Below are 18,282 nucleotides of genomic sequence, written 5' to 3'. Positions count from 1 at the left end.
GAGTGGCCCGGTTCCTCGCCCACCTGCCCAATACATGAGCAAATCTTGGACAGTTTCCGTTAGCGGCTAACGGAAACTGTCCAAGATTTGTGCGTTCAGGCTGCGGTGGCGTGGTCGGAGACGGGTGAGGCGGCCCCTTGGCCGCTTAGCCGCCGGAGTCGTCCATCTCGGCGCCCTCGGGGACGGTGTCGTCGTCCCGGCTGGCCAGCCAGCCGTCCGGCAGGGCGACCTTGCCCGGCGAGTTGGTACGCCCGCGCGGCTGACCCAGGGCGGCCACCGGGAACGGCTCCGCCGGGTCGAGCTTGCCGAGCAGGTCGTCGAGCTGGGCCAGGCTCTCGATCATCGCCAGCGAGCGGCGCAGCTCGCCGCCGACCGGGAAGCCCTTGAGGTACCAGGCGACATGCTTGCGGAAGTCGGTGCAGCCGTCGCGCTCACCCCGGGCCGGGTTGCGGGCGCCCGCCACGAACTGGTCGACCAGCAGCTCGGCGTGCCGGCGCATGGTCACCGCCACCTCGCCGAGGGTGGGCAGACGCCGCTCCGGCCGACCGTTGAAGGCGGCCTCCAGATCGGCGAAGAGCCACGGCCGGCCCAGGCAGCCGCGACCCACGACCACGCCGTCGACGCCGGTGTGGGCGACCATCCGCAGCGCGTCGTCAGCCTCCCAGATGTCGCCGTTGCCGAGGACCGGCACGTCGAGGGCCTGCTTCAAGGTGGCGATCGCGTCCCAGTCGGCGGTGCCCGAGTAGCGCTGCGATGCCGTACGCCCGTGCAGGGCCACCGCGGCGACGCCGGCCTCCTGCGCGGCGAGCCCCGCCTCGACGTACGTCAGATGGTCGTCGTCGATGCCCTTGCGCATCTTGACCGTGACCGGCACGCCGGAGGGTGCGGCGGCGTCCACCGCGGCCCGCACCAGGCGGGCGAAGAGCCGGCGTCGCCACGGGAGCGCCGCGCCGCCGCCCCGCCGGGTGACCTTGGGGACCGGGCAGCCGAAGTTGAGGTCGATGTGGTCGGCCAGGTTGCGCTCGACGACGATCCGCACGGCGGCGGCGGTGATCTCCGGGTCGGTGCCGTAGAGCTGGAGGCTGCGCGGCTTCTCGTCGTCGCCGAAGGCGATCATGCGCAGCGTCTTCGGGTTCCGTTCGACCAGCGCCCGGGTCGTGATCATCTCGCAGACGTAGATGCCGCCGCCCTGCTCGCGGCAGAGCCGGCGGAATCCGACGTTCGTGATCCCGGCCATCGGCGCGAGCACCACCGGCGGCGACACCTGGTACGGCCCGAGGGCCAACGGGCGCAGCGCGGGAACGGTCGAGGCGGTCACCGCACAAGTGTACGGGGCCCCGACCGGCGCTTTCCGCGTCGGCCGGGGCCCCGTGCCCACCGTCTCAGCAGCCGGGGAGGCGCTCGATCAGGTAACGCTCGACCTGGTCGAGGGAGACGCGCTCCTGGCCCATGGTGTCCCGGTTCCGCACCGTCACGGCGTTGTCGTCAAGCGTGTCGAAGTCGACGGTCACGCAGAACGGGGTGCCGATCTCGTCCTGCCGGCGGTAGCGGCGGCCGATGGCCTGCGAGTCGTCGAACTCCACCACCCAACGCTTGCGCAGCAGCGCGGCGAGGTCCTTCGCCTTGGGTGACAGCGCCTCGTTACGCGACAGCGGCAGCACCGCCACCTTGACCGGGGCCAGGCGCGGGTCGAACCGCATGACCGTGCGCTTGTCCACGCCGCCCTTGGTGTTCGGGGCCTCGTCCTCGTCGTACGCCTCGAGCAGGAAGGCGAGCACCGCCCGGGTCAGACCGGCGGCCGGCTCGATGACGTACGGCATCCAGCGCTCGCCCTTGGTCTGGTCGAAGTACGACAGGTCGACGCCGGAGTGCTTGCTGTGCGTGGAGAGGTCGAAGTCGGTGCGGTTGGCGACACCCTCCAGCTCGGCGAACTCGGTCCCGCCGAACTGGAACCGGTACTCGATGTCGACGGTGCGCTTCGAGTAGTGCGACAGCTTCTCGGCCGGGTGCTCGTACAGGCGCAGATTGTCCGCCGAGAGGCCAAGGTCGAGGTACCAGTTCCAGCGCTCCTGGAGCCAGTACTCGTGCCACTGCTCGTCGGTGCCCGGCTCGACGAAGAACTCCATTTCCATCTGCTCGAACTCGCGGGTCCGGAAGATGAAGTTGCCCGGGGTGATCTCGTTACGGAACGACTTGCCGGTCTGCGCGATACCGAACGGCGGCTTCTTGCGGGCCACCGTCTCGACGTTCTTGTAGTTGACGAAGATGCCCTGCGCGGTCTCCGGGCGCAGGTAGTGCATGCCCTCGTCGCTCTCCACCGGGCCCAGGTACGTCTTCATGAGGCCGTTGAACATCTTCGGCTCGGTGAAGGTGCCCTTGTTGCCGCAGTTGGGGCAGTTGACCTCAGCGAGCGAGGTGGGCGCGTGGCCGTGCTTGGCCTCGTACGCCTCCTCGATGTGGTCCGCCCGGAACCGCTTGTGGCAGAACTGGCACTCGGTGAGCGGGTCGACGAACTCGGCGATGTGGCCGGACGCCTCCCACACCTTGCGGGCCAGGATCACCGCGGAGTCGAGGCCGACGACGTCGTCGCGCTGCTGGACCATGGTCTTCCACCACTGCCGGCGGACGTTCTCCTTCAGCTCCACGCCGAGCGGACCGTAGTCCCACGCCGACCGGGTGCCTCCGTAGATCTCGCTGGAGGGGAAGACGAAGCCTCGGCGCTTCGCGAGGCTGACGACGGCGTCGATACGGTCGGCTGGCATGTTTCCTCCTACGCCGGCTGGCGGTCGGCGGGGGCGAGATGTGGATGGAACGGTCGGTTCGGAACAACGGTACGACCACCGTCGCCCCGAGCCCAGCAGAATACCGGGGGCGGGTCAGCTCACCCCGCAGACCTCCATGCCACCGGTCTGACCGTCCTGACCCAGGCTGACCTGCTGACGTTCCCGGTCGCCGCCGGCCAGCGTCACGTCCACCGGCACGGTGAGGTTGGTGGTGTCCACCTCACCCACCCGGAACGCGGTGACCTGCGGCTCGGCGGCCGCTCGCCGCTCGAACTCGGGGCGGGACTCGCGCCGCTGCGCGTCGTCGCAGAGCTGGTCGTACGCCCGGCCGTAGTTGCGCTCGACGAGCGCCTGGTAGTAGTCGCCGGTCACCGTGCGGCCCTGCTCGCGTACCGCCTGCACGCCGCTCACGGCCAGGCCCACGATGGCCGTGCCACCTCCGCCGCAGCAGAGCAGCACGGCGAGGGCGCCGACGCCGAGGCCGATCCAGAGCCGGGTACGACGCCCCTCGGTGGGAGGCGCGGCGAAGGGAGGAGCCACACCGGGACCGGGCGGCGGGGCGGGTGCGGTCATAGGAGCAGGGTAGTGCCCGAGTCTCAGCGGTAAGGACCTGCCGCCCGATCACTCTCGGCGACCACCACGGCTCCGCCCGGCGCGGCGCTGGCCAGCGCCTCGTACGCGGACGGCTCGTCCACCGACTCGGCGAGCAACGGCACCGCGCTCACCTTGACCTCGAACGCGCCCAGTGCCCGCCGGTAGGTGCCGACCGACTCCCACTCGGTGACCAGGGACCAGTACCGGGGGTCGTCCAGGGCCCGGACCAGTTGGCCGCGCAGGTAGCCGGGGCAGGCGGCCAGCGCGGTCAGGGCGGCGTGCGCCCGTTCGGTGAAGCCGTCGGCGACATCGACGTCGACCACGAACCGGTTGGTCACCAGCACCGGGGGTTCCTCCTCGTAGAGTCTGTGGGATGCAGCGTACGCAGCGCCCTCTGCTGGCCCGGCTGGCCGGGGCGAACCCGACGTCGGTGTTCCTGCTCACCCTGGTGGTGGTGCTGGTGGCGTTCTTCACGCCGGGGGTGGTCGGCGGCCTGTTGACGCTGGCCCTCGCCGCCGCTCTGATCGCCCTGTTGGTGACCACCTGGCCGGTTCAGGCGCCGCAGACGAGGGTGCTCCGGCTGCTGATGCTGACTCTGCTGGTGACGGTGGGCCTGGCGAAGCTGCTCTGACATGCAAGCATGCGTTTTTGACAATCATTGTCGTTACCACGGACAGTTGGCGACATGAGCAACCGCACCATGTCCCGCGTCCTGGCCGCCGCCGCGACCGCCCTGATCGCCCTGGGCGCCGCCACCGGCTGCTCCACCGGCGGCCCGGCCGGCGCCGATCCCCAACGGGTCGACGTGGTGGCCGCGTTCTACCCACTCCAGTTCGTCGCCGAGCGCGTCGGCGGCGACGCCGTCCGCGTCACCAACCTGGCCAAGCCCGGCGCCGAGCCGCACGACCTGGAGCTGAGCCCACGCCAGGTCGGTGAGATCACCGAGGCCGAACTGATCGTCTACCTCAAGGGCTTCCAGCCCGCGGTGGACGAGGCGATCGCGCAGGACGACGACGCACCCGTGTTCGACGTAGCCAGCGTGCAGCCGCTGATGGACGCGAGCTCCGGCGGCCACAACCACGAGGGCGACGAGGAGGGCGAGGAGGGGCACGGGCACGCCAAGGACCCACACGTCTGGCTCGACCCGATCCGGCTCGCCACCATCGGCGACAAGCTCGCCCAACAGCTCGGCACGGTCGATGAGAAGCACGCCGCCGACTACACCGCCCGCGCCGCGGCCCTGCGCGCCGACCTGACCACCCTCGACGGCGAGTTCACCAAGGGCCTGGCGACCTGCCAGCGACGCGAGATCGTGACCAGCCACACCGCGTTCGGCTACCTCGCCGACCGCTACCACCTCGACCAGGTTGGCATCACCGGGCTCAGCCCCGACGTCGAGCCCTCGCCCCAGCGGCTCGCCCAGGTCATCGAGGAGGCGAAGGAACACCACGCCACCACGATCTTCTTCGAGGCGCTGGTCAGCCCGAAGGTCGCCGAGACCATCGCCGGTCAGGTCGGCGCGAAGACCGCGGTGCTCGATCCGATCGAAGGACTCGCTGCGGGCAGCGACGCCGACTACTTTTCGGTGATGCGTACCAACCTGCAGACCCTGCGGACGGCGTTGAGCTGCTCGTGAGCACACCTGTCATCACCGTGGAGCACGGCGCGGTCGGCTACGAAGGCCGCCCCGTTCTCCGGGACGTCTCGTTCACCGTGACCGCCGGGGAGGTGGTCGCGGTGCTCGGGGCCAACGGCTCCGGCAAGTCCACGCTGATCCGCACCATCCTCGGCCTGGTGCCGCTCAGCTCCGGCTCGATCACCCTCTTCGACCGGCCGTTGCGCCAGTTCCGCCAGTGGCAGCGCATCGGGTACGTCCCACAGCGCCTCGGCGCCGGGTCGGGCGTGCCCGCCACCGTCCGTGAGGTGGTGGCCTCCGGCCGGCTGGCCCGCCGGGGCATCCTGCGCCCTCCCGGCGCCGCCGACCGGGCCGCCGTCGACGCGGCGCTGCGGGCGGTCGGGCTCGCCGAACGGGCCACCGATCCGGTGTCCACCCTCTCCGGCGGACAGCAGCAGCGCACCCTCATCGCCCGCGCGCTGGCCGGTAAGCCGGAACTGCTGATCCTCGACGAGCCCACCGCCGGAGTGGACGCGGCCAGCCAGGAGGCGTTCGCGGGCGCGTTGCGCGACTTCGTCGCCGACGGCGGGACGGTGCTGCTGGTGGCCCACGAGCTGGGCCCGCTGCGACCGGTGATCAGCCGGGCGGTCGTCGTCCACCAGGGCGGCATCTGTCACGACGGCCCGGTTCCGGACCCGGCCGGCCACCACGCCGAGCCCGATCACGACCACGTGCACCCGCACGGTCCCGACGAGCCCGCCGGGCTGTGGAGCAACTGACGATGGAACTCTTTCAGTACCCCTACATGCAGCGTGCCCTGATCGGCGCGCTGGTGATCGGCCTGGCCGCTCCGGCGCTCGGCATCTACCTGGTGCAGCGCCGACTGACGCTGATCGGCGACGGCATCGGCCACGTGGCGTTGACGGGTGTCGGCGCAGGCCTGCTCCTGAACCGCTCACCGGTGCTGGTGGCGGTCATCGTCGCCACCGTCGGCGCGATCGCCATCGAGCTGGTCCGCGCCCGCGGGCGTACCTCCGGCGATCTGGCCCTGGCCCTGCTCTTCTACGGCGGCATCGCCGGTGGCGTCCTGCTGGTCGGCCTCTCGGACGCGACGAGCGCCAACCTCAACGCCTACCTGTTCGGATCGCTGCTCTCCACCTCGACCGACGACCTGATCACCGTCGGAGTGCTCGGTGCGGCGATCCTGATCACCATGATCGCCCTGCGGCCGGCGCTTTTCGCGATCAGCCACGACGAGGAGTACGCCCGCGTCTCCGGCCTCCCGGTGCGCACGCTCAACCTGCTGATCGCGGTCACCACCGCGGTCACGGTGACCATCGCGATGCGGGCCGTCGGCGTGTTGCTGATCAGCGCGCTGATGGTGGTTCCGGTGGCCGCCGCCCAGCAGGTCACCCGGGGCTTCCGCAGCACGATGACCGCCGCCATGGCGCTCGGGTTCCTCGCCGCCGGCTCGGGTGTCTGGGTGGCCGCCAGCGCCGACACCCCGCCCGGGGCCTCGGTGGTGCTGCTGGCCATCGCCTCCTTCCTGGTGATGGCCGTCGCCGGGACGATCTGGCGTAGGCGGCACCGCCGCACCGCGCCGGCGCTCGTACCAGCCGTGGAGCCGCACGAGGTCGTCCTCGACTAGGGCCTGGCCGGATCGGCGGATGTCGGTGGTATTGGTTACCGTTGCAAGATGACCAGCGCAACGGGCTACGAGGGTTTCGACGGAGCCAGCGAACTGCTCCGAGCCCTGTCCGCGCCCATCCGGCTGGCCATCGTCAGCGAGCTCGCCGACGGCGAGCGGTGCGTGCACGAGCTGGTGGAGAAGCTGGGCGCCGCGCAACCGCTGGTCTCCCAGCACCTGCGGGTGCTGCGCGGCGCGGGCGTGGTGCGCGGCTCGCGTCGAGGTCGGGAGATCGCCTACAGCCTGGTCGACGAGCACGTCGCGCATATCGTGGCGGACGCGGTCAGTCACGCGGGGGAGGGATCATGAGCGAGAGCGGCGCCGCCGTACGCAACACCCGGCAGCGCTCGGCGGTGAGCGCGCTGCTGGGCGAGATGGACGGCTTCCACAGCGCCCAGGAACTGCACGCGATGCTCCGGCAGCGCGGCGAGCGGGTCGGCCTGACCACCGTCTACCGCACCCTCCAGGGGCTGGCCGACGCGGGCGAGATCGACGTGATGCGCCCGCCGGGCGGCGAGCACCTCTACCGCCGGTGCAGCGAGGGGCACCACCACCACCTGGTCTGCCGGGCCTGCGGGCGTACCGTCGAGGTCGCCGGCCCGGCGGTGGAGAGCTGGGCGGACCGGGTCTCCGCCGAGCACGGGTACGCAGATGTCAGCCACACCCTGGAGATCTTCGGCACCTGCCCGACCTGCGTCCGATGACGGGCCTTCGGTTCACTCCCGTCCAGTCCGCGGGCACCGAGACGGCGCTGCGCGACTGGCAGCACATCCACAACTCGATCATCCCGACGGCGCCCCTGTCCGCCGACGAGATCGCCGCTCGAGCCCAGCGCCACATCCTCGAGGTCGCGTACGCCGACGGGGTGGCCGTGGGCTGCTCGACCGTACGCCCCCCGGCGCCCGACGCCGCGACCGTGATCGCCCGGGTGCTGCCCGGGAGCCGCCGGCACGGCTACGGGGAGCAGCTCTACCAGCGCGGGCTGGCCCGGGCCCGTGAGCTGGGCGCGCAGACGATCGAGACCGTCGTCCTGGCGTCCAACGACGGGGGCCTGCGGTTCGCCCGCCACCACGGCTTCGTCGAGACCGACCGGTACGTCCTACCGGGCGACACCATCGCGTTCGTGGACCTGCGGCTCGCCTGATCGACGGCTGGCTCCCGCCCTCCGGTCCGGCCACCGAATCGACGGGTGCCGGCCCGTCGTCGTTCGTGGCACGCTGTCCGACGTGAAGATCTACGCCGATCGGTTTCCGACCGCCGTCCGTCAGTTGCTCACCGACCTGCTCGTCGTCGTCTGGGTGTACGTCGCGATCCGCGCCGCCCTCTGGCTGCACGACCTGGTGCAGAAGCTCGCCGTACCCGGGCAGAAGCTGGAGGGCGCGGGCAGTGGCCTCGCCGACAACCTCGCCGACGCCGGCGGCAAGGTACGCCGGGTACCGCTGGTCGGTGACGAACTGACCGCACCCTTCCAGCGCGCCGCCGACGCCGCCCGAGGGCTCGCCGACGCCGGCCGGGAACAGCAGCACCTGGTCGACCAACTCGCCCTCGCCCTTACCGTCGCGGTGCTGATCTTCCCGCTCGGTCTGGTGCTCTTCGGTTGGCTGCCGCTGCGGCTGCGCTGGATGCGTCGCGCCGGCTCGGCCGCGAAGCTCGCCGCCGTACCGGCCGGACGGGACCTGCTCGCGCTCCGCGCGCTGGCCACCCAGCCGCTGGGCCGGCTCACGCGGATCGCCCCGGACGTCGCCGAGGCGTGGCGACGCGGCGACGACGACACCGTCGACGCCCTGGCCGCGCTGGAGCTACGCCAACTAGGCCTCCGCAACAAAGCCCGCTAACCCCCCACCCCTCACCCCACGCCCCTCAACCCCGGCCCACCAACGCCCTCCCCCACCCACGCCCTCGCGCCCACCCACGCCCCACGCCCACGCCCCACGCCCGCGCCACGCGCCCACCCACGCCCCACGCCCACGCGCCCCACGCCCACGCGCCCCACGCCCCCGCGCCTACCCATGCGCCTACCCCATGCGCCTACGCCCGCGCGCCCACCCTCGCCCACGCCGACGCGCCCACCCTCGCCCACGCGCCCACGCGAGCCCGCACCTCGCCCACCCGCGCCAAGCCCTCGCCCACGGGTGCACCCTCGCGCCCCCTCTCCCCCGCCCCGCTCCACCCTCGCCCGCGCCCCCGCTCGTCGATCATGGAGTTCTGGTGGGTGACAAAGCACCCCTCAATCCCTATAACAGGCACCACAACTCCATGATCGACGAGGTCGGGCGGTGACCACCCCGCGATCTTGCACTTTCTGTGGTGACGTAAGGGGCATACCGTCCTGAGTTGACAACCGAAAGTGCAAGATCGGCGCGAACACTCGGGGCGGGAACACGGGGCGTGGGGTTTGGGGGTGTGGCGGCGGCTCGGGGGTGCGGGTACAGGCCGTTAAGGTCGTCGGGTGTTCTACTTCCTGATCGTCATCGCCGTCCTGCTGCTCGGCTACGCCGCCGTCCTGGTCTCCTTCGTCCGCCGGGGCAAGAAGATTCCACCTGCGGCGTACCTCGCCCTGGCCGGGCTCAACGGTCTGATCTTGGCCGGGGTGCTGGCCTGGGCGGTCGCCCGCTGACGTGCCCCACCGCACCGCACCGCACCGCACCGCACCGCACCGCACCGCACCGCACCAAGATCGTGCTCGAACCAGGAAGTAGTGGCCTCGGGGTCGCAGGGATGCCACTGAATCCAGGATCGAGCACGATCTTGCGGGCCGCGATCGTCCCCGCCAACGCCGCGATCGTCCCCGCCAACGCCGCGATCGTCCCGCCGATGGGTCGGGGACCTGTCGCGAAGGCCTACGGCTTCGGGGGGATGCGGCGGCGGACGTCCTCGGCGGTGGACGGGCCGGGCTCCCAGCGGGCCACCCAGGGCAGTTCGGCGGACGGGGTGACGACGCCCTCCTCCACGCTCGCGTAGCGGCCCGCGAGGATCCGCTTGGCGGCGGCGGTGTCGACCGAATCGGTGTTGTTCCAGAGGGCGGCGAACAGGGCGTCCACCCGAACGCGGGCCTGCCGGCAGAACAGGTCGGCCAGTTCGACGTTCTCCGGGTGGGTGTCACGTTCGGCGGTCGCTCGCACGCAGACGGCGGACATGGCGAACAGCTCCGCGCCGATGTCCACGACGCGCCCGAGGAACGCCTGCTTGCGCTCCATCTTTCCCTGCCAGCGCGACATCGCGTAGAACGTCGAACGGGCCAGCTTGCGCGAGGAGCGTTCCACCTGGCGCAGGTGGCCGGCGAGGGGACCGAACTCGGCGTACGCCGATGGGCTCTGGCCCTTGCCGACCGTGAGGGTCGGCAGCCACCGCGCGTAGAACGCTCCCGCCCGGGCGCTGGCGCGGGCCTTGCGGCCGAGCCCCGCCTCCGGGTCGATGATGTCGCCGGCCACCGACAGGTGGGCGTCGACGGCCTCCCGGGCGATCAGCAGGTGCATGATCTCGGTGGAGCCCTCGAAGATCCGGTTGATGCGCAGGTCGCGGAGCACCTGCTCGACGTTGGCCGGGCGTTCGCCGCGGGCGGCCAGGGAGTCGGCGGTCTCGTAGCCGCGCCCGCCCCGGATCTGGACCAGCTCGTCGGCGATCTTCCAGGCCATCTCGCTGGCGTAGAGCTTGACCAGCGCGGCCTCGATCCGGATGTCGTTGCGGTCGTCGTCGGCGAGCAGGCAGCACAGGTCGAGCATGGTCTCCATGCCGTACGTGGTCGCGGCGATGAAGGAGAGCTTCTGGGCGACGGCCTCGTGCTCGCCCACCGGCCGTCCCCACTGAACGCGGTCGGCGGCCCATCCCCGGGCCACGTGCAGCGCCCACTTGCCGGCGCCCACGCACATGGCCGGCAGCGAGAGCCGGCCGGTGTTCAGCGTGGTCAGGGCGATTTTGAGGCCCTTGCCCTCGCCGCCGATGACGTTCTCGGCGGGAACGAACACGTCGTGGAAGCGGGTCAGGCTGTTCTCCAGGCCGCGCAGGCCGACGAACTCGTTGCGCCGTTCCACGGTGATGCCGGCACTGTCGCCGTCCACCACGAACGCGGTGATGCCGCCGCGTCGACCGTCGGCGGCGGGCACCCGGGCCATCACCACCAGCAGGGTGGCCACGGTGCCGTTGGTGGCCCAGAGTTTCACGCCGTTGAGCCGGTAGCCGGTGCCGTCGTCGGTCGGTTCGGCGGTGGTGGCGAGCCGGGCCGGGTCGGAGCCGACGTCCGGCTCGGTGAGCAGGAACGCGGAGACCTCACCGGCGGCGAGTCGGGGCAGGAAGCGCTGCTTCTGCTCGGCGGTGCCGAACATCTTCAGCGGTTGCGGCACGCCGATCGACTGGTGGGCCGAGAGCAGCGCCCCGATCGCCGGGCTGGCCGAGCCGGCCAGCATCAGGGCCCGGCAGTAGTGCAGGTTGCTCAGCCCGAGGCCGCCGTACTTCCGGTCGATCTTCATGCCGAACGCGCCGAGGTCGGCGAGGCCGTGGAAGACGGAGTCGGGGATGGAGGCGTCCCGCTCGATTGCCGCGCCGTCCACCTCGGAGGTGATGAAGGAGCGCAGCTGGCCGAGGAACTCCTCGGCGCGGGCCACGTCGTCCGGGTCGGACCGCGGCCACGGGTCGATGAGGTCGAGCCGGAACCGGCCGAGGAACAGTTCCTTGCCGAAGCTGGGACGGTCCCAGGTGGACTCGCGGGCGGCCTCGGCGACCCTGCGGGCCTCCTTCTCGGAGACCTGTCCGGCTTCGGCGGGCAGCGGTGCGGCGGTGCCGGCCGAGGCACCGGGTTCGGGGGCAGGACCGGATTCGGGGCCGTCCGGTGCCGGTCGGCCGTCCTGTGTCGTGGTCACGGCTGCCCCCTCGAAGCTCGGTGCGGCTGCTCGACGTGTGCGACTAACGCCACGCTACCCCCGGTTGTTACCCAGGGGTAGCGTGGCGTGAACATCGACGGAGGTCAGCCGACGGTGAGCGTGTCCGGGTCGTCGTCCTCGTCGTCGATGTCGTCGTCACCCCAGTTGCGCCGGGCGAACGGCAGAATCACCCAGAAGACGAGGAACCAGAGCCCGGCCAGCGCGCTCAGCACGAAGGCGATCGGCCGGTCCAGCACGAAGTCGGTGATCAGCAGCACCGCGCTGACCATGGCGATCAACATGAAGCCCAGGCCGCCGGTCGCCATGCGGTGCGCGAACCGCACCAGTTCCGGCTTGCGCCCCTGGCGGAACAGCGCCCGGTGGAACGCCACCGGCGAAATGATCATCGCGGTGGCGGCGGCCGCGGCGAGCAGGGCGACGATGTAGACGTCGCGCTGGAACTCGCTGGTCCGGGTGAAGCCGTTGCTGAACGGCAGGGTGAGCAGGAAGGCGAAGAGGATCTGCACGCCGGTCTGGGCGACCCGCAACTCCTGGAGTAGGTCGGCGAAGTTACGCTGCCAGCGTTGCTTCTCGGTCTCCTTGGACACGCGCTACCTCCGGTGCGACGGTACTGCCGACGGTCCTGGCCGCCGGCAGCAACGCCAATGCCCCACCCGACCGAGCGCGAAACAGGCTCACGACACCTGCCGTTCATCGCGCGGCAACGTCAGGAACCGCGACGGATCCGTCCGGCGTACCGGGCCTCCAGCGCGTTGTTGTGCGCGTCCCCGTCCGGGATGTTCGCCGACAGGTAGACCGGGGGCCGCTCCCCCACCGCGAGCAGCCGCGCCACCACCTCCACGGTGATCTGCTGGGCCAGCAGCGCGGCCGTGATCGAGGAGACCGCGCCGACCGCGCCCCCGTCGGGCAACGGCAGCGTCGCGTCGCCGTACGGCGCGCCGTTGTCGAGCACCACGTCGGCGAGGTCGGCCAGCTTGCGCCCGGACGGGTGGCGGGAGGTCATCCGGCCGGAGTGCTGTGCCGAGGTGATCGCGACCAGCTGGTGACCCCGTTCCTTGAGCAGCGTGGCGAACTCGACCATCGCGCCGTTGACCCCGGAGTTCGAGGCGAGCACGAAGATGTCAGCGGGCCGTACGGGAGCCAACGCCCAGAGCCGGTGCGCCACCGCCGGGTCCCGTTCCAGTAGCGGCCCGAGCACGTCGGCCGGCTCGCCGCCGAGCAGCACCAGGTCCCGCAGGGCGATCCGGTTGGTGGGTACCAGCCCGCCGGCCCGGCCGGCGATCTCCATGGCGAGGGCCTCCGAGTGCCCGGTGCCAAAGGCGTGCACCACCCCGTCGGCGCGTACCGCGTCGGCGATCAGGTCGGCGGCCCGACCCACGGCCTCGGCCTGGCTGGCGGCCACCCGGGACATCGTCTCGGTCACCACCCTCAGGTAGTCCTCGGCGCTCACCGTCATACGTCCTCCGTCCGTCTGTTGCGGGCGAACCACCGCACCGCGAAGTCGACCGCCGCCCGCTGGCGTACCAACCTCGCCGTCCCGGCGCCCACCGGGCCGACGCGGACCACCGTCGTGGCGTCGAGGTCCCGGCCCAGCGCGCCGAAGTCGCTCTCGTCGAGCCGGACGTCCTGCCACCAGACCCATTCCCGGCCGCCGTCGGCGGTCCGCACCGCCGCGCCCAGTCGCTCGCGGACGAGGGCGGGACGGCGGTACTCGGCCAGGTGCAGCGAGGTGTTGACGCTGTGGTCGACTCCGAGCAGCAGCACGTCGGCGTCCAGGTCGTAGAGCCGGGCCAGCGGTGAGGCCTCGCCGAGCATGTCGGCCAGCGCGTGCCCGGCGACGACCTGCCCGGCCGTCGGGCCGAGCGCCGCGAACGACACGTGGGGGTGGGTGCTGCGGAGTGCCCGTGGCCAGCAGCGGACCGTCTCGGCGAGGACGCCCATGTGGCGGCTCGGCGTGACCGCCGGGTCGAAGCCGGGCATCTCGGCGCGGATCAGCGGCCACCAGTCCACCGGCACCGGCGGGTTCCGCCACTGCGCGGGGTCGCTGTTGTCGGGGGTGTGGGTGGGCACCACGATCGTGCCGTCCGGGCCGAGCGCGTCACGCAGGGCGAGCACCAGCGCCTGCGGTCCGCCGCAGACGTAGCCCAGCGGGCGCATCCCGGCGTGCACCAGCACCGTCGATCCGGGGCGTACGCCCAGCAGGCGGAGTTGCGCGGCGATCGACCGGCGGGTGCTCGGCCCGCCGACGGGAACGGTCACAGCTCTCCCCCGCCCGGCACGGCTCAGGCCGTCCCGGCGACCCGCGCCAGGACCGCCTCGGCCAGCGCGGCGGGCGCGGCGTCCGGGATCCAGTGGCTCACCCCGGCCAGGGGTACGAAGCGATAGTCGCCGGTCACGTGGGCGGCGCACGCCTCGGCGGCGGTCCGGCCGATCGCGACGTCCCGATCGCTCCACACGTAGGTGGTCGGTACGGCGACCGGGCCGACGGCGGCCAGGTCGGCGCGGGACATGGCCCGGTACCAGTTCAGGGCGGCGGTGAGCGCGCCCGGCTCGCGCATCGGCTCGGCGTAGCGGTTAACCCGGGTGGCGTCGCCCACCCCGCCCAGCAGCTTGCGCAGCGCCGTCGCGTGCCACGCGAGCAGCACCTTCTCGGCCTTGCCCGGCTTGCGGAACAGCGCGATGTACGACGACCGGGCCTTCTGCTGGCCGTCCGTGGCGAGCGCGTGTGCCATGGCCGCCGGATGCGGCACCGACACCGCCGTCAACGTACGGACCCGCTGCGGGTGCGCGGCGGCCACCGCCCAGGCCACGACCGCGCCCCAGTCGTGGCCGACGAGGTGCACGGCGTCCAGACCGAGCGCGTCGAGCACCGCGACCGCGTCGGCGACCAGCTCGGGAATCCGGTACCCCGCCACCTCGGCGGGGCGCGCGCCCGGCGAGTAGCCCCGCTGGTCGAGGGCGTAGGTGCGCAGGCCGGCGGCGTGCAGCGGCGGCACGACCTCGTCCCACTCGCCGCTGTGCTGCGGAAACCCGTGCAGCAGCAGGACGGGGACGCCGTCGGACGGGCCGCCGGTGCGTACCTCGAATGTCAGACCCCGCGCGTCGACCTGCATGATCGTCAGCCTACCCAGCCGTCGTCGCGCCGACCCGGATGCGCCGGCCACGGTGACGCCCTGCTGGGCTGTTACCCCTGGTCGGTGCTAGCGTCAGCGAGACAACTTCACATCCGACAGGGGAGCGCACAGCGCTGAGAGTGCGGGCACGCCCGCAGACCCTCGAACCTGATCTGGGTAATGCCAGCGCAGGGAGTTCGGTCGACCTCCAGCCGCGCCGTGGGTCCGGTGCCACCGGACGCGCGGCGTGCGTCTTCTCCTGGTTCGTTTCACTGAACTGGGAGCACAGCATGGACAACACCACCAACCGTTGGCGCACGATCGACATCGTGGTCGCCTCGGTGATCGCGGTCGCCTTCGGCGTCATCTTCTGGGCCTGGGGCCTGGTCTGGAGCGCCACCGAGGGGGCGTTCGCCTTCTTCCCGCCGGCGCAGACGCTGATCTACGGCGTGTGGCTGATGCCGGCCGTGGTCGGCGGGCTGGTCATCCGCAAGCCCGGCGCCGCGCTCTACTGCGAGACGGTGGCCGCGGTCATCTCCGCGTTACTGGGCAGCCAGTGGGCCGGCACGGTCATCCCGCAGGGCATCGTGCAGGGAATCGGGGCCGAGCTGGCGTTCGCCGCCTTCCGGTACCGGTCGTACCGCCTGCCGACCGCCGTGCTGGCCGGCGCGCTGACCGGCCTCAGCGCGGCCCTGTTCGACTTCTTCGTCTGGAACGCCGAGTACGCGCTGGGCGACTACCGCATCCCGTACGCGCTGCTCACCATCGTCAGCGCCACGATCATCGCGGGCGTCGGCGGCTGGGCGCTCACCCGCGCCCTGGCCAACACCGGCGCCTTGGACCGCCTCCCATCAGGCCGAACCCGCGCGCTGGTCTAGAACCTGCCCTTACCTCGTTGATCAAGAGGTTGGCGTCACCGCGAGGCGGAATTCTGACGCGAACCTCTTGATCAACAGGGGGACGACCCGGGAGGAGGGGTGGTGGGGGTACTGCTGCGGGGTTTTGGGTGGCGGCACGCCGGGCGGCGGGCCTGGGCGCTGCGCGGGGTTGATCTCCGGGTGGCGGACGGGGAGCGGGTGCTGCTGCTCGGGCCCTCCGGGGCCGGCAAGAGCACCCTGCTCGCCGCGCTCGCCGGGCTGCTGCCGGAGGACTCCGGTGAGCAGGAGGGCACCGTCGAGATCGACGGGCTCGACCCGCGCAAGGGCCGGGAACGGGTCGGCATCGTCTTCCAGGACCCGCAGACCCAGTTGGTCATGGCACGCAGCGGCGACGACGTCGCGTTCGGGTTGGAGAACCGGGGCGTACCCACGGACGAGATCTGGCCGCGCGTCGACGAGGCGCTGCGGCGCGTCGGCTTCCCGTACCCCCGCGACCGCAACACGGCCGCCCTCTCCGGCGGCGAGCAGCAGCGCCTCGCCCTGGCCGGCGCGCTGGCGCTGCGGCCCGGCCTGCTGCTGCTCGACGAGCCGACCGCCAACCTCGACCCGGACGGCGCCGCCCTGGTCCGGGGCGCCGTGGCGGGCGCGCTGGACGCCGACACCACCCTGATCCTCGTCGAACACCGGGTGGCCGAGGCGTTGCCGCTGGTCGACCGGGTGGTCGTCCTGGAGCCCGGCGGCGGCATCCGCGCGGACGGGCCACCCGACGCGGTCTTCGCCACGCACGGCGACGCCCTCGCCGCCGAGGGCGTCTGGGTGCCCGGTCACCCCATCGCGCCGCGCCGGGCCACCGCCGCCGCCGGCGACGTGTTGCTCACCGCCGACCGGCTCGGCCTGCCGTCGCGGCTGGGGCCCACCGATCTGACGGTACGCGCCGGAGAGGCCCTCGCCGTACGAGGACCGAACGGTGCCGGCAAGTCGACCCTGGCGCTGCTGCTCGGCGGGCTGCTCAAACCGGGCACCGGCCGGGTCACCGCCTCGGCCGAGCTGGCCGGTGCCCACCATCGCACTCCCCCGCACCGCTGGCGCGCGCCCACGCTGGCGCGGCGGATCGGGTCGGTCTTCCAGGACCCGGAGCACCAGTTCGTCACCGGCACCGTCTTCGACGAGCTGGCGCTCGGCCCACGCCGGACGGGTCAACCCGAGGCAGCGGTCAAGGAGACGGTGGCCGGACTACTCGAGCGGTTACGACTGACCCGGCTCGCGGCGGCCAACCCGTACACCCTCTCCGGTGGGGAGGCGCGACGCCTCAGCGTGGCGACGGCCCTGGCCACCGCGCCACGCCTGCTGATCTGCGACGAACCCACCTTCGGCCAGGACCGGCGGACCTGGGGCGAGCTGGTCGACCTCTTCGCCGACCTGCGCGACGCCGGGCACGGCGTCGTCAGCGTCACCCACGACCCGGACTTCGTCGCCGCGCTCGCCGACCGCACCGTCACCCTGGAGCGGTCGTGAGCGCGGCGGCGCGCAACCGTCACCTCGGAGCGATCGTGAACGCGGCGGCGCGCCGCTACCGACGCCGCAGCGCCGGACGGGAGCCACGCCCATGATCAGCATCGAGCCGGTCGCCCGACCCGGAGCGCCGCTGGCCCGCCGGAACCCGGTGGCGAAGCTCGCCGCCGCGCTGGTCTTCTCGTTCACCCTGCTGGCCACGCTCGACCCGGTGGCGCCCGCGGTCGCCATCGCCGTCGAACTCGCCGTGCTGCCGCTGTTCGGCCTGCGCTACCGGGTACTGGCCCGGCGGGCGCTGCCGCTGCTGCTCAGCGCCGTCGGCATCCTGGTCACGCTGGTGCTCTTCGCCGCCGACCAGTCCGGCCGCGTCCTGCTGCACGCCGGGCCGGTGCTGGTGAGTACCGGCGTGCTGCTCACCGCTCTCGGCCTGGTGCTGCGGATCTTCGCGGTGGCCCTGCCCGGGGTGATCGTCTTCGCCACCACCGACCCGACCGACCTGGCGGACGCGTTGATCCAGAACGCGAAGGCGCCGGCGCGGTTCGCCATCGGGGCACTGGCCGCGTTCCGGCTCGTGCCGCTGCTCGGGCAGGAGTGGCAGATGATCAGCATGGCCCGCCGGGCCCGCGGCGTCGACGCGGGGCGCAACCCGGTGGCCAAGCTACGACTCTTCGCGTCCACGGCGTTCGCACTGCTGGTCGGGGCGATCCGCCGAGGCACCCGGCTGGCCGTCGCGATGGACGCGCGCGGGTTCGACGCCGGCACACCCCGTACCGTGGCTCGCCGGCAACGCTTCCGGCTCGCCGACACGCTGCTGGTCGTCGGCGCGGCGGCGCTGGCCGGCGCGGCCCTGACGACGAGCATCCTGGCCGGAACCTTCCGCCCCCTACTCGGCTGACCCCGGCCCACGCCAGGCGATCGTGGGCCAGGCCGATCGTGGGCCAGGCCGGTCCGCGGGCCAGGCCTGTCGCGGGCCAGACCGGTCGCGGGCCAGGGCTCCCGCGCGCTGCGCCTCCACGCGCCGGGCCGCTGGCAAGATCCGCGCAACTTCAGGGATGTAGTGGCCTCCCACAGTGGCGAGGCCACTACATCCCTGAAGTTGTCGTCACCGAATCGTGGGGGGGGGGGGGCGGGGGGGCGGGGGCAGTTCGGAAGAGCAGACGTGTGGAGTCCGGTCCCCTATCCTCAAATCATGTAAACACTAAAAAACAAAAAAAAACATTATT

21 protein-coding genes and 1 riboswitch are annotated in these 18,282 nt (G+C 72.1%); of the genes, 12 read left to right on the top strand and 9 right to left on the bottom strand.

Features of this window, described 5'->3' with window-relative positions; translation table 11 throughout:
• Positions 1-145 precede the first annotated feature (145 nt).
• From dusB to ABZ272_RS19140, 4 genes are all read right to left on the bottom strand, one after another.
• Positions 146-1,318, bottom strand: a complete 1,173-nt coding sequence (gene dusB, locus ABZ272_RS19155; RefSeq protein ID WP_355051286.1) for a tRNA dihydrouridine synthase DusB — start codon at positions 1,316-1,318, stop codon at positions 146-148.
• Positions 1,319-1,382: 64 nt separating this feature from the next.
• Complete coding sequence (locus ABZ272_RS19150; protein WP_234587283.1) at positions 1,383-2,762, bottom strand: glycine--tRNA ligase; 1,380 nt, start codon at positions 2,760-2,762, stop codon at positions 1,383-1,385.
• Between the two features lie 114 nt (positions 2,763-2,876).
• Positions 2,877-3,356: a hypothetical protein gene (locus ABZ272_RS19145; RefSeq protein ID WP_355051285.1), complete on the bottom strand. Its 480-nt coding sequence runs from the start codon at positions 3,354-3,356 to the stop codon at positions 2,877-2,879.
• A 23-nt stretch (positions 3,357-3,379) separates the two neighbouring features.
• Complete coding sequence (locus ABZ272_RS19140) at positions 3,380-3,721, bottom strand: antibiotic biosynthesis monooxygenase (RefSeq protein ID WP_007463893.1); 342 nt, start codon at positions 3,719-3,721, stop codon at positions 3,380-3,382.
• 29 nt (positions 3,722-3,750) lie between these two features.
• Here ABZ272_RS19140 and ABZ272_RS19135 point away from each other — a divergent pair, with 29 nt between their 5' ends.
• The 9 genes from ABZ272_RS19135 (at position 3,751) to ABZ272_RS19095 (ending at position 9,296) form a co-directional block, all read left to right on the top strand.
• Positions 3,751-4,008 (top strand): hypothetical protein, encoded by a 258-nt coding sequence (locus ABZ272_RS19135; RefSeq protein ID WP_355051284.1) that lies wholly within the window; start codon positions 3,751-3,753, stop codon positions 4,006-4,008.
• 54 nt (positions 4,009-4,062) lie between these two features.
• Positions 4,063-5,013, top strand: coding sequence for a metal ABC transporter substrate-binding protein (locus ABZ272_RS19130; protein WP_355051283.1), 951 nt, complete (start codon positions 4,063-4,065; stop codon positions 5,011-5,013).
• Positions 5,010-5,771 (top strand): metal ABC transporter ATP-binding protein, encoded by a 762-nt coding sequence (locus ABZ272_RS19125; RefSeq protein WP_355051282.1) that lies wholly within the window; start codon positions 5,010-5,012, stop codon positions 5,769-5,771. The genes ABZ272_RS19130 and ABZ272_RS19125 overlap by 4 nt, the downstream gene beginning before the upstream one ends.
• Positions 5,772-5,773: 2 nt before the next feature.
• A complete protein-coding gene (locus tag ABZ272_RS19120) occupies positions 5,774-6,640 on the top strand; it encodes a metal ABC transporter permease (protein ID WP_355051281.1) in 867 nt (288 codons plus the stop codon).
• A 48-nt stretch (positions 6,641-6,688) separates the two neighbouring features.
• The gene (locus ABZ272_RS19115; RefSeq protein ID WP_282257156.1) at positions 6,689-6,988 is read left to right on the top strand and encodes a metalloregulator ArsR/SmtB family transcription factor; all 300 of its coding nucleotides are present in this window, start codon (positions 6,689-6,691) and stop codon (positions 6,986-6,988) included.
• Positions 6,985-7,383: a Fur family transcriptional regulator gene (locus ABZ272_RS19110; protein ID WP_355051280.1), complete on the top strand. Its 399-nt coding sequence runs from the start codon at positions 6,985-6,987 to the stop codon at positions 7,381-7,383. The genes ABZ272_RS19115 and ABZ272_RS19110 overlap by 4 nt, the downstream gene beginning before the upstream one ends.
• Entirely contained in the window at positions 7,380-7,823 is a 444-nt protein-coding gene (locus ABZ272_RS19105; protein WP_355051279.1) for a GNAT family N-acetyltransferase, read from the top strand. Before ABZ272_RS19110 ends, ABZ272_RS19105 begins: the two co-directional genes overlap by 4 nt.
• Positions 7,824-7,905: 82 nt before the next feature.
• Positions 7,906-8,514: a hypothetical protein gene (locus tag ABZ272_RS19100; protein ID WP_355051278.1), complete on the top strand. Its 609-nt coding sequence runs from the start codon at positions 7,906-7,908 to the stop codon at positions 8,512-8,514.
• 614 nt (positions 8,515-9,128) lie between these two features.
• Complete coding sequence (locus tag ABZ272_RS19095; RefSeq protein WP_355051277.1) at positions 9,129-9,296, top strand: hypothetical protein; 168 nt, start codon at positions 9,129-9,131, stop codon at positions 9,294-9,296.
• 223 nt (positions 9,297-9,519) lie between these two features.
• On the opposite strand, the gene ABZ272_RS19090 is transcribed toward ABZ272_RS19095, so the two are convergent.
• The 5 genes from ABZ272_RS19090 to ABZ272_RS19070 all read right to left on the bottom strand — a co-directional run bounded on the left by ABZ272_RS19090 (position 9,520) and on the right by ABZ272_RS19070 (position 14,669).
• A complete protein-coding gene (locus ABZ272_RS19090; RefSeq protein WP_355051492.1) occupies positions 9,520-11,442 on the bottom strand; it encodes an acyl-CoA dehydrogenase family protein in 1,923 nt (640 codons plus the stop codon).
• Positions 11,443-11,639: 197 nt separating this feature from the next.
• The gene (locus tag ABZ272_RS19085) at positions 11,640-12,143 is read right to left on the bottom strand and encodes a DUF6328 family protein (RefSeq protein WP_355051276.1); all 504 of its coding nucleotides are present in this window, start codon (positions 12,141-12,143) and stop codon (positions 11,640-11,642) included.
• Positions 12,144-12,262: 119 nt separating this feature from the next.
• Positions 12,263-13,012, bottom strand: coding sequence for an SIS domain-containing protein (locus ABZ272_RS19080; protein ID WP_355051275.1), 750 nt, complete (start codon positions 13,010-13,012; stop codon positions 12,263-12,265).
• Positions 13,009-13,815, bottom strand: a complete 807-nt coding sequence (locus tag ABZ272_RS19075) for an AAC(3) family N-acetyltransferase (RefSeq protein WP_355051274.1) — start codon at positions 13,813-13,815, stop codon at positions 13,009-13,011. The genes ABZ272_RS19080 and ABZ272_RS19075 overlap by 4 nt, the downstream gene beginning before the upstream one ends.
• A gap of 23 nt (positions 13,816-13,838) precedes the next feature.
• Positions 13,839-14,669, bottom strand: coding sequence for an alpha/beta fold hydrolase (locus tag ABZ272_RS19070; protein ID WP_355051273.1), 831 nt, complete (start codon positions 14,667-14,669; stop codon positions 13,839-13,841).
• 108 nt (positions 14,670-14,777) lie between these two features.
• Positions 14,778-14,882, top strand: a riboswitch (TPP riboswitch).
• A 77-nt stretch (positions 14,883-14,959) separates the two neighbouring features.
• Between ABZ272_RS19070 and ABZ272_RS19065 the strand changes: the two genes are divergently transcribed.
• The 3 genes from ABZ272_RS19065 to ABZ272_RS19055 all read left to right on the top strand — a co-directional run bounded on the left by ABZ272_RS19065 (position 14,960) and on the right by ABZ272_RS19055 (position 17,954).
• Complete coding sequence (locus ABZ272_RS19065; RefSeq protein WP_355051272.1) at positions 14,960-15,547, top strand: ECF transporter S component; 588 nt, start codon at positions 14,960-14,962, stop codon at positions 15,545-15,547.
• Positions 15,548-15,646: 99 nt separating this feature from the next.
• Entirely contained in the window at positions 15,647-17,062 is a 1,416-nt protein-coding gene (locus tag ABZ272_RS19060; protein ID WP_355051271.1) for an ABC transporter ATP-binding protein, read from the top strand.
• Between the two features lie 91 nt (positions 17,063-17,153).
• Positions 17,154-17,954, top strand: coding sequence for an energy-coupling factor transporter transmembrane component T (locus ABZ272_RS19055; protein ID WP_355051270.1), 801 nt, complete (start codon positions 17,154-17,156; stop codon positions 17,952-17,954).
• Positions 17,955-18,282: the final 328 nt, after the last annotated feature.

This window comes from Micromonospora sp. NPDC005979, from assembly GCF_040614415.1.
Lineage (GTDB): Bacteria > Actinomycetota > Actinomycetes > Mycobacteriales > Micromonosporaceae > Micromonospora.
Note: the sequence above shows the minus strand (reverse complement) of the source record. Positions and strands in the feature narration are given on the sequence as shown.